Raw genomic sequence first — 14,906 nt, forward strand, 5'->3', positions numbered from 1 at the left:
AGGGTAAAAAAACGGTCAACTCTATCTCACCACTGCCGATAATAATTGAGATGCCATTTATTTACATCGCGCTTCTGAGAATTTGTCTAGACTTAAGAGGCACGTGATTAATTGTTACTATCTGTAATTCTACGTGTATAAGATACTGGCTGGATCCGGCAGCCCGTACAGGGACGACCCCGTCGCTGATTCCCGGATATAACATGCGGATATTTAGAGGTTTATAGTGGATTTAGCAACCCTCGTTGGCCTGATAGGCGCGCTTGCTATGATCATAATGTCGATGATACTCGGTGGAAACCTCGGCATGTTCTACAACCTGCCATCGATTCTGATTGTTGTCGTCGGTTCGATTTTTGTGGTGATGCAGAAATATTCCCTGGAACAGTATCTCGGTGCCATGAAGATCGCCGGCAAGGCTTTCTCATTCAAAATGAGCAAACCTGAAGACATTATTGAGGAAATCGTTGAAATGGCCGATGCCGCCCGTAAAGGCGGACTGCTGTCTCTTGAAGGCAAGGAGGTCAGCAATGAGTTTATGAGTAAAGGCATTCAACTGCTGGTAGACGGCCATGATCCGGAAGTGGTTCGGAGTCTGTTGACCCGGGATATGAAACTCACTACGAGTCGCCACAGCGCCGGTGCAAGTATTTTTAACGCCATGGGTGACGTCGCACCGGCCATGGGTATGATCGGAACGCTCATCGGTCTGGTGGCGATGCTGGCTAACATGGATGATCCAAAGGCTATCGGTCCGGCCATGGCAGTGGCACTGTTAACCACTCTTTATGGATCCGTCATGGCCAACGTGGTGTTTCTGCCAATACGGGACAAACTGAACCTGAGAGCCTCGGAAGAGGATCTCATGCAAAAGCTCATCATTGATGGTTTACTCGCCATCCAGGCCGGTCAAAACCCTCGAATTATCGAATCATTACTGAAGACCTACTTGCCTCCAAGTAAACGTGGTGCTGAGGAATAATGGAAGTCACTAATGTCTGACGATACCGAAGACGATTGCCCCCCCTGTGCACCTGGCCTCCCGGGTTGGTTGGCTACTTTTGCAGACCTGATGAGCCTGTTGATGTGCTTTTTTGTACTGTTGCTGTCATTTTCGGAAATGGATGCACTGAAGTTCAAACGCCTGGCCGGGTCTATGCGCAATGCATTTGGGGTACAGAATCAAATTGATGTGAATGCGATCCCCAAGGGCACCAGCATCATTGCCCAGGAGTTTTCACCCGGCAAACCAGAGCCAACACCCATCAACCAGATCCGTCAACAAACCATTGATGACCTGCGGGACAGTCTCGAAGTCCTGTGTCAGGACGAAATGCAACAGCAGCAGACTGCCCAGGGAACCTCCGGAAAACAATCCCGCGATATTGCCGTTAAGCAGGAAGCCGAAGCTGAAGCCCGCGAAGACGCCAGAGTACTGGCCAAGGCACTGGAAAAACAAATCGAAGATGGAAAACTGCAGATTGAGACCATCAAGGAAACGATTGTTATCCGGATATCAGAACAATCCTTTGGACCGGGATCAGATTATGTGGCTGACGAGTTCCTGCCAATTTTGGACATGATTCGGGAATTGCTGATTAATATTCGTGGCGACATTTATGTAGAAGGTCATACCGATTCGGCGCCCATGGTGGGTGGCCGGTTTCGCAACAACTTCCAGCTCAGTGCCGCCCGGGCTCTGGCGGTGGCTGAGTACTTGTTCGAGGCACCGGAAATGGACACCCAGCGCTTTACCATTGTTGGCCACGGTTCAACGCGACCACTGACCGATCAAACCACACCGGCAGCAATGGCACAGAACCGCCGTGTTGAAATACTGATCAAGAAAATAAATGACGAGTACCAGGATGAAATCATTCCACCCGAAGAGCAGGGTGACAATGCGGATTTCAGCGACCCATCGTTATTTGGCCTCAGTCCTGAGGATATTTTCTGATTAGGTTATCACGTAAACCACCTGAAACCGGTACTGCTGTTTTCAGGCATGCTCAAATTTCCTCAATCCATAACAGATCATACACATCCAGAAATATGTTCTGACTTTATCACTTTGGTTGAAATGGAAGAGAAGGCATATCGATGGCACAGACACTTTGCTATTTTCCTGATGAAAAAAGCTCTTAGAGGTGTTAGTTAATTCACTACCCATACATGTGAATAAAAACCACCAATTGGCTATTTAATCAGTTGTTATCATATTACAACCATTCTGAATGAAAACGCTGTCACCCGTAACAACCTCTGCAATTGTGCATACGATCTATCCTGCTCTACACATGTTTGTGAACGTTCTCCGGCACCGTGATGAAAACCTGAAAAGACAGAGTCATCGCTACAAGCGTTAATCAGCCTGATCATGGAAGAAGCCATGGCCAGCCAAATCTATAACCATTCCGCCAGACCTGATTTGGACTGCGTTGCTGGCAAGTGATCGAGGCACTGAAAATATAAGCCGATTAAGGCTCCTTAAATAGGCATGCCGCCTCACTAAACCAGAAAGCGAATAAAAATGCTATCCAAAAAAATTTATCTAAATTAAAGAACGCGGAACAGCACATGGTTACTCCGTCGTAACGTACCTTTTTATGATAGTTCCGTATGAGCTAATAAAACTCCTCACTAAAACCACATTTTTTCAGCAAAACAGGGCCCACCGGTTTTTCGAAAAAATGGTCAATAGCAAGCCTATTTTTAACGGAATATTGCCACACCAATAAAATCATCCTTTTGTATGAAGATGGAAATTTCACGTTTAAAAAAACTTTTCTTTTGACTTAACATCTTTTTCGATAATTAAAAAATACCAAACCACTTCACAAACTTGAATTGCTTCAAAGAAATCAAGTCTTAAAAGAATTTCTGAACATGAAGACAGCTTTAAAGCAATGCTGGGAAATACTGTTCAAAAAACCGAAACCAATGCTCTTTAACAGCAACAACAAGGAAAATAATGTTTTGAGGAGGTGCTCTCGATACAGAAACAGAATATTTTAGAAACACTGAAAATGGATTCAATTACAAAGAAAGACTGAAACGACTACGGACCAGAAAAATATGCAGATCCAAAACAAATGGAAATATCCCTTAAATAAAACCAAGGATTGCCGGGCAATGACATTGGTCGATACCAACTGAGCTATAAATTTAATCCGGCGAAGCTAATCGTCCAGTCGACAGCACGAAAGCCTGAGGGACAGAAAGCGAACAATCGTATTTTCCGGAAAGATTTTGAAATCAATAACTTATTGAAAAATCTGAAACCTCCGGAATACAGATAATTTTTCAAATTTTCAACAACTTCACCGGAGGAAAAAATGATCAAAGATTACATAATTATCGGTGCAGGCCCGGCGGGTCTGCAACTGGGGTACCTGATGCAGCAAAGCTCCGCTGATTACCTGATTCTTGAATCAGGTTCCGGAGTCGGCAGTTTTTTCAAACAATACCCGCGTCATCGACAACTCATTTCGATTAACAAAAAATACACCGGCGACACCGACCTTGAACGAAATCTGAGATCAGACTGGAACTCATTGTTGAACAACCATAACCTGCAGTTCCCTGACTATTCCAGCCGTTATTTTCCGTCGGCGGATACCTTTGTGACCTATCTGGAAGACTTTCATCAGCAACACCAGATTAACGTACTTTTCGATCAGACCGTGGATCGCATCGAAAAGACCGACGTGTTCACTATTCACTGCAGCAATGGACAAACCTATCAATGTCGTGCACTGATTGTGGCAACCGGCGTATCTCAAGAGAATGTCCCGGATATTCCGGGGATAGAACTATGTGAGCGTTATTCCAACACGATCATTGAGCCGATGGACTACGTGAATCAGCGGGTTCTCATTATCGGCAAAGGCAATTCCGCCTTTGAAACCGCCGACAATCTCATTGAAACCACTGCGTATATTCATGTTGCCGGCCGCAGTTCCATACGTCTGGCCTGGCAAACCCATTACGTCGGACACTTACGAGCAGTCAATAATAACCTGCTGGACACCTATCAACTGAAATCACAAAATGCCATTCTGGATGGCGAGGTGGTCAGTGTTGAAAAGCTGGATAATGAATACAAAGTCATATTCAGTTTTTCCAGATCCAACGAAGTACATAAAACTTTGTATTATGACAGGGTAATTTGCTGCACTGGGTTTCGTTTCAATGCGGATATTTTTGCCACATCCTGTCGCCCGAATATGACAATCCATGACAGATTCCCTGAGATGAACAGTCAGTGGGAGTCCGTCAATGTGCCTGACCTGTATTTTGCCGGCACACTCATGCAACAACGGGATTTTAAAAAATCGACCTGCGGATTCGTTCATGGTTTCCGCTATGCGGTACGATCATTGTTTCATATTTTGAATCTCCGTTATCAAAACCTTCCTCTTCCAACTCACACGTTACCTCTAAACGCCACACTGCTTGCGAGCTTTATTGCAGAACGTATCAACAGAACATCGGCACTATGGCAACAATTTGAATTTATGTGTGACTCTGTGCTGCTTGATCAGCAAGGCTGTCATTATATCGAGGAGCTTCCCGTGGCATTCTGCCACGACACCTTCGGCCGGGAATCTAAAAACTATATCAGTATTGCTCTTGAGTACGGCCCTGATCATGACAAAGTCGACCCATTTAACATTGATATAAACAGGGTTTCGCAGGATGACCATGAGAATGCTCTAAACGCTCAATATTTGCATCCGGTGCTGCGTTTTTATTATCAGGGAAAACATGTTTCCACTCATCATATGGCCGAAAACCTTGAAAACGAATGGAATCGTTACGAGTCACATGTCATACCTCTGCAACAATATCTGAGCAGCTGCCTGCAGCTTGTTACCGGGACCGAAGTACCGGATACCGCCGAAGCCTGATAATGGAGAGGGATTATGATCAGTCTGAATGAGTTGGAAAATATGGCTCTGGCGCGACTACCCAAGATTTTTGCAGATTATTTTATCGGAGGTGCTGGCACAGAAACGACAATCCGGGAAAACCTGCGATCATTTGAAGATATCCGACTTTGGCCCAGAGTGTTGCGTGGTTCATTCCAGGACAACTTCAACACCCAACTTCCCGGTGGTACGCTCGAATTCCCTATTCTTGCCGCACCGACAGCTTTTCATAAACTGGCTCACCATGATGGCGAACTGGCCACGGCAAGAGCAATCGCCCAAAGTAACAGCCTGATGATCGTCAGCATGGCTGCCAATACCCGAACGGAAGACATCTGCAAGGCCGCCAAAGAAGTAAACCCCCATACGCCTGTCTGGCAACAACTCTATCTGCAACCTGACAGACAGTTCACCCTTCATCTGGTACATCAGGCTGAACAGGCTGGTTGTTCCGGCCTGGTTGTCACGGTTGACTCACCGGTCTTCGGTATTCGCGAACGCGATCTGCGCAATGGTTTCAACGATCTGCCCAAGGGACTTGGTTGTCCAAATATGATCGATGAACATGGCATGACCCGGGAGATAGAGTTTAACGAAAGTCTGGACTGGCAGGACATTTCCTGGCTGCGACGACAAACCTCTCTGCCGATCATTCTAAAAGGCATACTGCATCCTAAAGATATCGTTCTGGCCATTGAGCATGAAGTACAGGCAGTGATCGTATCCAATCATGGTGGCAGACAACTGGACGGCGCACCTGCAACTATCGAGTTGTTACCAGCTTTGGCAGATGCCGCACAAAACCGCATACCGCTGATTGTGGACGGAGGGATTCGTCATGGTACCGATGTATTGAAAACTCTGGCTTTGGGTGCCTCTGCCGTCGCGGTGGGTCGTCCTGTGATCTGGGGGCTGACGGTGAATGGCGAGCAGGGCGTCAAGGATGTGATGCAGACGCTACAGCAGGAACTGTTGACCGCAACAAAATTGTGCGGCTGTCGAACCAGGAAGGACATAAACCAACATTTGATTTATTCCAACTCACAGACCAAAGGCTGACCAATATGAATATATTCCTGTTAACCGTTACGGTTGCATTTGTGTTGTCGCTGCCGTATTGGCTGCCACCTCTGATCATCCGTTTGAGGATGAACGTGTTTACCCGCATCAATGGCGAGGAAGCGTTGCACCTTCCCAGCGATTCATTCAATGCCGAAGATTTCAAAACACTGTATGGCAATCCGGCTCTGAGCGGTCGGAGTAAGGGTGCAGAGCTATCGGATTTATTCTGGTACTGGCTCGCTCCTGGCCCGGAAGTTCATCCCGAGCATCTGGAACTGAGCGATCGCTACCGTAATCTGTCACGCTTTACCCGGCAATTGATGGCCAGATCCAGAACAGAACTGGAGAGCATGATCGATCAATATCAACAGGACCCTCTCAGATTATCGCTGCACCACAAAAAAAACTGGACCAGCATTCGGTTAAGAGACGCCTTTATGCCGCTATGGGCCGATTTTTTTTATCGATTACTGTTTAACGAACCATGTAATGAGAAAACCAGGAATCTGATCGTGAATCATGCCAGCGATGTCGTGAATGCACTCAAATGCTGCAAGCTCAGGAACATGTCGAAACGTCATCAACTGACAGAATTTCTGGTAAACAAACTGGAAAGCAATGAGTTTCCCCATCCCTTTCCTCCAGGACTGACAACATTGGAACAGGCACATTATCTTCAGGGGGCTTTTTTTAACACCGCCATTGTTCAGATGTCTGAGGCCATGAGCCATTTGATAATGGTTATTGCCCAACATCCACATTGTCAGGAACGCCTGAGAAGTGGTGACCATGATCACTACCTGGATGATGTTATTAATGAAAGTCTGCGGCTGAATCCATTGTTTGGAATCGCTCATCGAATCGTCACCGATACCGTGAACTTTAAAGGATCCACCATCAAAAAAGGCACAGTCGTTTGTTTTAATTACCCGGAGTTTCACAAACAAGGTTATGAAAACCCTGATCAGTTCAACCCTGATCGCTGGCAACAATGTCCAGCCAAAGACTCAAACTTCATGCCATTCGGCATAACCAGTAATCGTTCCTGTCCTGCTCAGGGGCTGGCCACAGTCACTATGCGGCGGCTGGCGTTTCATGTCATCAACAGCTATTGGTTTACCAGCCCTGTTCCACATACCCGTTCACTACCAAACCGGGGGCCATGTCTGGTCATGTTGAGTCAGTCCGTATCGGGTCACAGATTTATCAGACACATAATTCTTCCTCTGATGCTGCTCAGGGATCACTGGGAAGACCTTTATCGCAGTCTGACTCAATTGGTCTTTGGCACGATAATGATTTTGCACGCAAAAAAACTGAAGCTGTGTAAAAAATATTTTCAACAACTAGAAAGTCTCTGACATGTTCATGCTCACCAAAAGATCGCAGGAGTACACCTGGATATTCGACAGAAAAAGTATTCATTCGAGGCAAATAACACTGTGACCACTCCGATTGAAACACCTGCTGGATCGTATTTATATAAAAGCAGAGACATTGCCCGACAAATCCTGTCTCATCCGATTATCTGGCTGTACGGGATATTGTTTCCATACTTCCATTTTACAATCTTCACTTGGGAAACCGGATTTCGCACACTGATCAGTGAGTATGGGATATTTTTACTACTGGGCTTGATCGGCGCCTTGGTGGCCAATTCTACAGGTGCCGGCGGTGGCGTGGTGTTTATTCCTTTTTTTGCCGCCATGGGAATCATGCCGGTACAGGCGATTGCCACCAGTATGGCCATCCAATCCTGCGGTATGACTGCCGGTGCCTTGTCGTGGTTACACGCTCTGCATCGGCAATACCGGCACGATGACAACATGCTGATAACGTTAAAACAACTGATTCTTGTCAGTGGTCTGGCAACCGTCTGCGGGATGTTGATCGGACAGTATCTGATAACTCAGCCTGTGTTTGAAATGGCGCTTGTCTTTCGGCTTTTTTCCATCACTTTCGGCATTGTGTTGATAGTGTTTACTCTTTTGACCCGCAAACGATCTGCAAGTCAGCAAACTCCCTTAAAAGATAACGTGCATCAGCGTTTGACACAGGTCTCACAATCATTAACTGTCACCGAAACAGTTCTGCTTGTTCTGACCAGCCTGGCGGGCGGAATGGTTACCGCCTGGATATCCGTTGGTGTCGGTGAATTCGTTGCGCTGTTATTGTTTTTTCTTCGCTTCCCAACCTCTGTGGCGGTCGCTATTGGCGTGTTTACATCATCCATTGCAGTGCTGACCGGGGTTATTCAACATCTTTCCCCGCACCTGAACATTAGTCTCGAAATTGTCCTGTTCGCAGGTCAAAGTGCACTGATCGGAGGCTTTCTGGCGCGCTATATTACTCAATATCTGGGTGGCAACAGACTGAAGCTGTTCTTTTCTGCCTGGATTATTCTTACTGGAATATTGATGGAATAGTACGCTTATGAGCGTTTGCTCGAAGACTCCCATAATGACCGCTGGTTTTCTCCGACAACAATATCAATGAACTGTATCGCGGCCAGCTTCAACGGATTCACGGTCTTCCCAATACTCTGACAGTCATTTAATGACGTTCGAATTTAGTTGGCAACCCAAGCCCTGGGAGGCTGTATCACTTAATCACCTCCTACAAAGCAATCAACCCGAAGCATAGAATTTCTTATATAACTTAGAACAAGAATGTGATTTCGCACACCGAACAAATTGCCGACTTTGCTAATATCTGACATTCAATCATATTACTTATCACTAACACGGCCTTCCGAAAGGGATTCGGGTTAGTCACTTATTTAGGTCACAATCATGTTATCCCCCGTTACTTTATCGTCTTGCATCAGAATACGCCTGACTGCATTCTGCGGCCTGATCTGGCTCTGCTGCCTGCCAAATCTCACCTGGGCGGCGACTGTCATCGAACACCATGGCATAAGCTGGACTCTTGAGGAGGATCTCAGCGAGGTTCAGCAAGGCATTTTCGCTAATGGTGACCCATGGGTAGTGGGCCCGGTTACCGTTGTGTCAATTACCCCGGCAGCCAGTGCGGGCAAGCACGGCAGCATGTTAAACCCGTCACCGAACATGAGTGCGCAGGGTTTTGACACCTCCATGCAACGGGCTCCCTACGACACGACGCTGGATGTCGCAACGCAATTACCACTGCTATTGCCGCCGGGCTCATCTCTGCTGAGCAGCAAAAGCAACGCTTCCGCTGAAGGCGATGCATCGGTACTACACCAGATCGAAGTGCTTACTGTACTGGCAAGTCCGGCCGCGGTGGGAGATTTCAGACCACCGTATGTTGGCACCGACAAGTCATTACACTGGAATACGTCCAATCTCAACCTGGGGCTGCTGCGCCAACTACCAGCGAGCGAGCTGGACATTAACCTCCCCAGTAAAACCAGCCTGGAAAGCACCTTTGCTCACCCCTGGATAGAACTCAAGACCACTTGGGTGGGACGTTATTATCATCCTGATCTCAACTATCCTTCCGGTAACTATGGACGCGAAATCGCCAAGAGCGCTGGCAATGCGCTACTGTGGCTGCAGCTCGATTTGTCTGAACAGGAAAAGATGCCGATATTGATTGGCGCACTTCAGGCAGGAATTGATATCTATGGCGCCGCCAGTCATGGTGCTGTGTGGGGTGCGGACGGCGGACACAACCAGGGCCGCAAGACTCTGTTGCTGCTGGCCGGAATGTTGTTCAACGATAATGACATGCTGTCTTACGCAGACGGCAGCCGGCTTGTGTTTCAGGAAGATCAGCAAACTTTTCGTGTATCGCAGGCTGAAGTCGATATTACTCACAGTGCTGATTGGGATCCCGACAGCCGCAGGCCGGCCTTACCTTACACCGAGAGCGATATCGGCTTACCCGAATGGGGCATTCGCCACAGCTCACGCCCGGTTGCCGACAACAAACACTGGGAGGCCATCTATCGGCAAGTCAGTGGTTCGGCGACCTTCCCGCATTTTGTGGTTGCCAAGTTAATGGGCATGGAAACGCTGTGGAACCACGAGCCATTGTTCGCATACTACCCGCGCTACTTTGAAAACGAGTGGCCGGTGGGTACCGGTTATGGTGCAGGCGCCAACGCCATTGGTAACTTCCCTGCTGCAATGTATAAGGCTTTTGTTCTAAACAGTGAACCATTGCCAGAGACACCTGATGCACCAGAATACTATCCCTCTGGTGGCAGTTATTTGTCGGCACAGCGGGTTACCCTTCTGTCATCCACCGCAGGCACCACATTACACTACACCCTGGATGGCAGTGCACCCGATGCGAGCTCGGCGGTTTACACCCAGCCGATTGCCATTAATGAATCCCTGCATTTGCGCGCAATTGCAATACACAACGGTGTTGCCTCGGATATCGCAGAACAGCAATACACTATTCTTTCCGCGGCTCCATTTACCAGTTCGGAAGAATGGCAAAATGCGTCTATCGGCTTTAAGGACCAGAATTTCCGGCTTGTGACCACGGTCACACCACTACTCGATCAACAGGACTCGGTGATCGGTTTTTCACTCGGAAATATCGACAACGCAACATCATACAGTGGCCTGGCCACACTGGTGCGCTTTAACACCAACGGTGAAATAGATATCAGGGATGGCGATGGCTATCGTTCACTGGAAATATTGCCATACACTGCAGGGAAGCAATACCAGATCACCATGGATGTCTTCCTCGATACCCAACAGTACTCGGTGATGGTAACTGAGCCAAACAGCGGCAACAGCCTGTTGCTAGCCGATCATTTCAATTTTCGTAGCGAACAGGCATCACTGACAGCTGTCGATACCATCGCGTTTAAATCGTTGGGAGCTGGCACTCTGCAGATCGACGCCATACGCATCGACGACGATCACCTTGGTGGTCTGAGTGCTCCTCAGGCGCCAAATACATTACAGGTCAGAATTTTAACCGAGGACTCGCAGTGAAAACCGTTCAACAACCTACGCTTACGCTATCCACCTTACTGCTTGTGGCATTATTAACGAGCGGTTGTGGCGGCAGTTCTGACGGTGATGCTGTCGCTGAAAGCCCCAACCCAAATCCACCAACAACTAACCGCACGCCATTGCCGGTTGCCGACAGTGCTCGCGGTCCAGCTGGAGAAATACTGAAGATAGATGTGCTCAGTAATGATGCTGACCCCGATGGCGACCCGATATCCTTACTGAATGCCAGCATTACTCAAGGAACCGGCACAGTGAGCATAAGTGATGGCCTGCTACAGTTCGAGCCGGATGGCAAATCCGTCGGTCAGGTCGTTATCGTCTACACTGTCAGCGATGGTACGGCTGCCGCACAGGCAGAAGTCACGATTGAGCTGTTTCTCCCCCGAACTTCTCTTCTGGTTTCCTGGCAGCCACCACAACTCCGTGAAAATGGTGAAAACCTGTACCCTGAGAATAATGTTGCACGATATGTCGTGGCCTACAGGCATGAGCAGGACAGCAACTTCACGCTGCTCTATACCACAGATAATACCCCGGAAGTTTTAATTAACGACGTTACAAGTGGTCGTTATCAAATCAAGGTTGCGACGCAAGATACTCAAGGTTTAAACAGTATTTTCTCGACACCGCTGGAAATAGACGTGCCTCGTTAACACAAGAACCGTTGCGCAACATAACGCTAACCATTCACCTGGCATAAACGCTTGCCGGTGAATGGTTTTTTCTTCTCTGGCAGTCGGGATGCTCATCGCCTGGGGATCGGTGGATGCTGGCGAACTCGTTGTGCTGCTGTTGTTTCTTCTACACTTCCCGACCGTTATTGCTGTTTACATCATCTATTACGGTGCCAGGGATCATTCATGTACCGAAATATTGGTGGAATAAGATGCTTATGAGATTTGATCAAACACCGCCAGGTAACCGCTGACTTTTTCCGAAGACAGTGTTGAAGGACTGAGTTTGTCAGCTACTTTCAATGCCAGCTTCAACTGATTGATGGTCTTTGCATCCGAGTCGTTCAGATCACCACTCTCCGCAGAGCTTTGATAGTAATTCAGGTTCGTTAAAATAGTGTTGATACTTTCAGAACTATCAGAAGCCTGATAACTATCAAAACTGTCTATCACGTCCAGTGCCTGCTGCAGGGGTTCTATCAGCGCATTGTCTGAGTCCTGATCTTTCAACCGTTCGATGAGGCTGGTGACATCCTCAGTTAACTCATCCAGCGCTGTGGTATCACCATCGTCCGATGACGTTGACAGACTGCTCCCCAGGGAAGAAGCCTCTGAGTCGCTAATCAAACCATATTCATTCAAACGCTCAATAAAGGTCTGAGACAGAGTAAAGTTTTTTGGCCCAGTCGGAAAAAATTCTTCATTCAGTTTCTGGATTTTTTGTGCCCGGGTAGACAACTCTACGGTATCAACAGAAGCATCTGATTCAGTCTGCGTTTGACTGCTGGCAGCAGTCTCAGTTTTAGCGGTACTGGTTGCATAGTTGTTGATTGCAGAAGTATTACTACCGTTCAAGGAAGAAACACTGGTCATCGATATCCCCTCATAAATTAACACCCATCCAAACATGGCAGAGGATAACCGCTCAGCGGCAACATCATTCCGTCTGTCATCCCTGCCAGCCTGCTGATATGCACCTGTCAGACACCAGCAAGGACAGCCTCAGAGTCAGAGCAACAACAATACCAACTGCAGTACAGGTTTGATGAGAATAGAAACGGATTGGAGAAACGGCAGAACAGAGACCAGGTCAGGTCTCTGTCAAAAGAAAGGGCAATACAGTTTGATCAATACAGACAGAAACTGACCGTCAGACCAATTTGACTCAGGGAATACTCCAGCCCATCGACATCGGGATCTTCCACAGAATAAAACATAGCCCGACCACTGATTTCAACATACTTGGCTACCTGGTAACCAAGACCAATGCTGAAACCAACATCAGGGTCTAACGACTCACTTTCATCCAGCAAGGTAAGGTCGGATATACCCACCAGCCCTTCAGCAAAAAAATTCGAATCTTTGGCAAATAAGTTGATCCCCAACCCCATCAGGCCGGTTACATAAGCCTCATCACTGCCATCGATGGCATTTTCGAAAGTGCCAAACGAGGCAAAACGTCCGTAATACAGTTGCACATTCGGAGTAATGGAACCTCCGATCTTAAAAGCCGTCTGCAGACCAGTATTACCGTCAATTTGAGTATCAGCGGTCATGCCATCCATTTCAACCTCCATTGTCGTCGAGCTGATACCGGCACCAGCAGACAAATAAAGGCCTTTACGCTCATGATATCCATATTGATCATTGTGACTGTAATAATCTGCTGACTGACCATGTGCGCTCAAACCAAACAACACAACAGATACGGCGGGAAGAAATCGTTTCATAAAGCTAAACTCCATGGTAAAGCTATTTTCCATACTCAAAACCCAGGTCATACCGGCCTGGATACGAAGGTGCATATTTTGCTGTTTTTTTGAAAATTTGCAAAAAAATAACAAAGATTTTGCAAATAAAAAGAGAAACCTGTCGAAGTACAAAAGTAGACAAATAAGAGCTTAAATATCTGATTTCTGACAAAGCCTTATCTATTGATAATGAATCTTGTGATCATCGAGAACATAAGAAACCCATACAGCAACATTCTTCCTGTTTCCCCGATACTCAATACTCCTCAAAATGCGCCGCTCCTCATATCGGGAGACTCCGTCCATAGACGAAAAAAGCCCGCAGAAGCGGGCTTTTTTGTCAGGCTTGCGGGTTTATTGTGGAATAGTGTCGTCTATACCTTCCGCATACCAATTCACAGCGGCCAGTTCCTGATCAGTCAGTGAATGACCAGCCGGCACAACCACCTTACCGGTATTATCTTTGATCGGGCCGGTAAAAGGTTTGAGTTCCCCGGACTCTATTTTGGCCAGTTCTGCAGCAATTTTGGCAACGACATCTTCTGGCAGATTCTTATTGACCGAACTGATGGTCAACAGATCATCATGGAATCCACCCCAGTAGTCTTCCGGTTTCCAGGTGCCATTCATAACTTCTTCAACGGTTCTGATGTAATGCGGCGCCCAGTTATCCACAATCGAAAACATATGAGCATTAGGGCCAAACTCGCTCATATCAGATGCCTGACCGACTGCTTTGACACCACGACGCTCTGCCACCTGAACCGGTGCAGGACTGTCAGTGTGTTGAAGGATGACATCAACGCCCTGATCGATCAGAGTATTAGCGGCATCCGCTTCTTTTGGTGGATCAAACCAGCTGCTGACCCAGACAATCTTGATTTTGACATCAGGATTGACGGCTTTGGCAGCCATATACGTAGCATCGATATCACGGATCACTTCCGGGATGGGGAAAGAGGCAATATAGCCAATGACGTTGGTCTTGGTCATCATGCCAGCAGCGGTACCAGACAACCAACGCCCTTCATAAGTGCGACCAACATAGGTGCTCATGTTATTGCTGCGCTTGTAACCGGTAGCATGTTCAAAATAAACATTCGGGAATTGTTTGGCGACTTTAGCCGTTGGATTCATATAGCCAAACGATGTGGTAAATATGATTTTATTACCCGCCTGAGCCAGTCTGCGAATCACACGCTCCGCGTCCTGACCTTCTGGTACGTTTTCCACAAATGTGGTTTCCACTTTGTCACCAAAGTGTTCCTGCATCAGTTTACGACCACGTTCATGTTCGTAGGTCCAACCATGGTCACCAACCGGACCAATATAAACAAACCCTACTTTCATCGGGTCATCAGCAAGACTGAAAGCACTGGCCAGCGCAACCACGGTCGCCAGCAGCCAGCGGGACATCAATTGGATCATTGAACTACTCCTGTTTATAGGTTTGTGATATTTGTGGGCCTCTGCAAAATGGCCTGTTTTCACGCAGGACCTTGTCAGCACCATTCTCAATTCCTCATT

12 protein-coding genes are annotated in these 14,906 nt (G+C 47.4%); 9 read left to right on the forward strand and 3 right to left on the reverse strand.

Going from position 1 to position 14,906, the window contains the following annotated elements; genetic code table 11:
- Positions 1-226: 226 nt before the first annotated feature.
- From pomA to YC6258_RS30400, 9 genes are all read left to right on the forward strand, one after another.
- Positions 227-982: a flagellar motor protein PomA gene (gene pomA, locus YC6258_RS21510; RefSeq protein WP_044618737.1), complete on the forward strand. Its 756-nt coding sequence runs from the start codon at positions 227-229 to the stop codon at positions 980-982.
- A gap of 12 nt (positions 983-994) precedes the next feature.
- The gene (locus YC6258_RS21515; RefSeq protein WP_044618738.1) at positions 995-1,957 is read left to right on the forward strand and encodes a MotB family protein; all 963 of its coding nucleotides are present in this window, start codon (positions 995-997) and stop codon (positions 1,955-1,957) included.
- Between the two features lie 1,378 nt (positions 1,958-3,335).
- On the forward strand, positions 3,336-4,910 hold the full coding sequence (locus YC6258_RS21520) for an NAD(P)-binding domain-containing protein (protein ID WP_044618739.1): 1,575 nt from the start codon (positions 3,336-3,338) through the stop codon (positions 4,908-4,910).
- Between the two features lie 15 nt (positions 4,911-4,925).
- Positions 4,926-5,990: an alpha-hydroxy acid oxidase gene (locus tag YC6258_RS21525; protein ID WP_044618740.1), complete on the forward strand. Its 1,065-nt coding sequence runs from the start codon at positions 4,926-4,928 to the stop codon at positions 5,988-5,990.
- 5 nt (positions 5,991-5,995) lie between these two features.
- A complete protein-coding gene (locus tag YC6258_RS21530) occupies positions 5,996-7,354 on the forward strand; it encodes a cytochrome P450 (RefSeq protein ID WP_044618741.1) in 1,359 nt (452 codons plus the stop codon).
- Positions 7,355-7,435: 81 nt separating this feature from the next.
- Complete coding sequence (locus YC6258_RS21535; RefSeq protein WP_044618742.1) at positions 7,436-8,419, forward strand: sulfite exporter TauE/SafE family protein; 984 nt, start codon at positions 7,436-7,438, stop codon at positions 8,417-8,419.
- Positions 8,420-8,785: 366 nt separating this feature from the next.
- Positions 8,786-10,933 carry a chitobiase/beta-hexosaminidase C-terminal domain-containing protein gene (locus YC6258_RS21540; protein WP_044618743.1) on the forward strand — a complete coding sequence of 716 codons (2,148 nt, stop codon included), beginning with the start codon at positions 8,786-8,788 and terminating at the stop codon, positions 10,931-10,933.
- Positions 10,930-11,607 carry an Ig-like domain-containing protein gene (locus YC6258_RS21545; RefSeq protein ID WP_044618744.1) on the forward strand — a complete coding sequence of 226 codons (678 nt, stop codon included), beginning with the start codon at positions 10,930-10,932 and terminating at the stop codon, positions 11,605-11,607. The genes YC6258_RS21540 and YC6258_RS21545 overlap by 4 nt, the downstream gene beginning before the upstream one ends.
- Positions 11,608-11,668: 61 nt before the next feature.
- Positions 11,669-11,839 carry a hypothetical protein gene (locus YC6258_RS30400; RefSeq protein WP_169749006.1) on the forward strand — a complete coding sequence of 57 codons (171 nt, stop codon included), beginning with the start codon at positions 11,669-11,671 and terminating at the stop codon, positions 11,837-11,839.
- Positions 11,840-11,844: 5 nt separating this feature from the next.
- Here the strand turns inward: YC6258_RS30400 and YC6258_RS21550 are convergent, their stop codons facing one another.
- The 3 genes from YC6258_RS21550 to YC6258_RS21560 all read right to left on the reverse strand — a co-directional run bounded on the left by YC6258_RS21550 (position 11,845) and on the right by YC6258_RS21560 (position 14,807).
- Positions 11,845-12,501 (reverse strand): flagellar biosynthesis anti-sigma factor FlgM, encoded by a 657-nt coding sequence (locus YC6258_RS21550; protein WP_044618745.1) that lies wholly within the window; start codon positions 12,499-12,501, stop codon positions 11,845-11,847.
- Positions 12,502-12,755: 254 nt separating this feature from the next.
- A complete protein-coding gene (locus YC6258_RS21555; protein WP_144407709.1) occupies positions 12,756-13,358 on the reverse strand; it encodes a hypothetical protein in 603 nt (200 codons plus the stop codon).
- 375 nt (positions 13,359-13,733) lie between these two features.
- Positions 13,734-14,807, reverse strand: a complete 1,074-nt coding sequence (locus tag YC6258_RS21560; protein ID WP_211264568.1) for a BMP family ABC transporter substrate-binding protein — start codon at positions 14,805-14,807, stop codon at positions 13,734-13,736.
- Between the last annotated feature and the right edge of the window lie 99 nt (positions 14,808-14,906).

The organism is Gynuella sunshinyii YC6258, from assembly GCF_000940805.1.
Classification (GTDB): domain Bacteria; phylum Pseudomonadota; class Gammaproteobacteria; order Pseudomonadales; family Natronospirillaceae; genus Gynuella; species Gynuella sunshinyii.

Coding starts and splice junctions, on each gene's coding strand:
- YC6258_RS21540 (WP_044618743.1), top strand. CDS start 8,786: ATGTTATCCCCCGTTACTTTATCGTCTTGCATCAGAATACGCCTGACT.
- YC6258_RS21550 (WP_044618745.1), bottom strand. CDS start 12,501: ATGACCAGTGTTTCTTCCTTGAACGGTAGTAATACTTCTGCAATCAAC.
- YC6258_RS21560 (WP_211264568.1), bottom strand. CDS start 14,807: ATGATCCAATTGATGTCCCGCTGGCTGCTGGCGACCGTGGTTGCGCTG.
- YC6258_RS21515 (WP_044618738.1), top strand. CDS start 995: ATGTCTGACGATACCGAAGACGATTGCCCCCCCTGTGCACCTGGCCTC.
- YC6258_RS21520 (WP_044618739.1), top strand. CDS start 3,336: ATGATCAAAGATTACATAATTATCGGTGCAGGCCCGGCGGGTCTGCAA.
- YC6258_RS30400 (WP_169749006.1), top strand. CDS start 11,669: ATGGTTTTTTCTTCTCTGGCAGTCGGGATGCTCATCGCCTGGGGATCG.
- YC6258_RS21530 (WP_044618741.1), top strand. CDS start 5,996: ATGAATATATTCCTGTTAACCGTTACGGTTGCATTTGTGTTGTCGCTG.
- YC6258_RS21555 (WP_144407709.1), bottom strand. CDS start 13,358: ATGAAACGATTTCTTCCCGCCGTATCTGTTGTGTTGTTTGGTTTGAGC.
- YC6258_RS21525 (WP_044618740.1), top strand. CDS start 4,926: ATGATCAGTCTGAATGAGTTGGAAAATATGGCTCTGGCGCGACTACCC.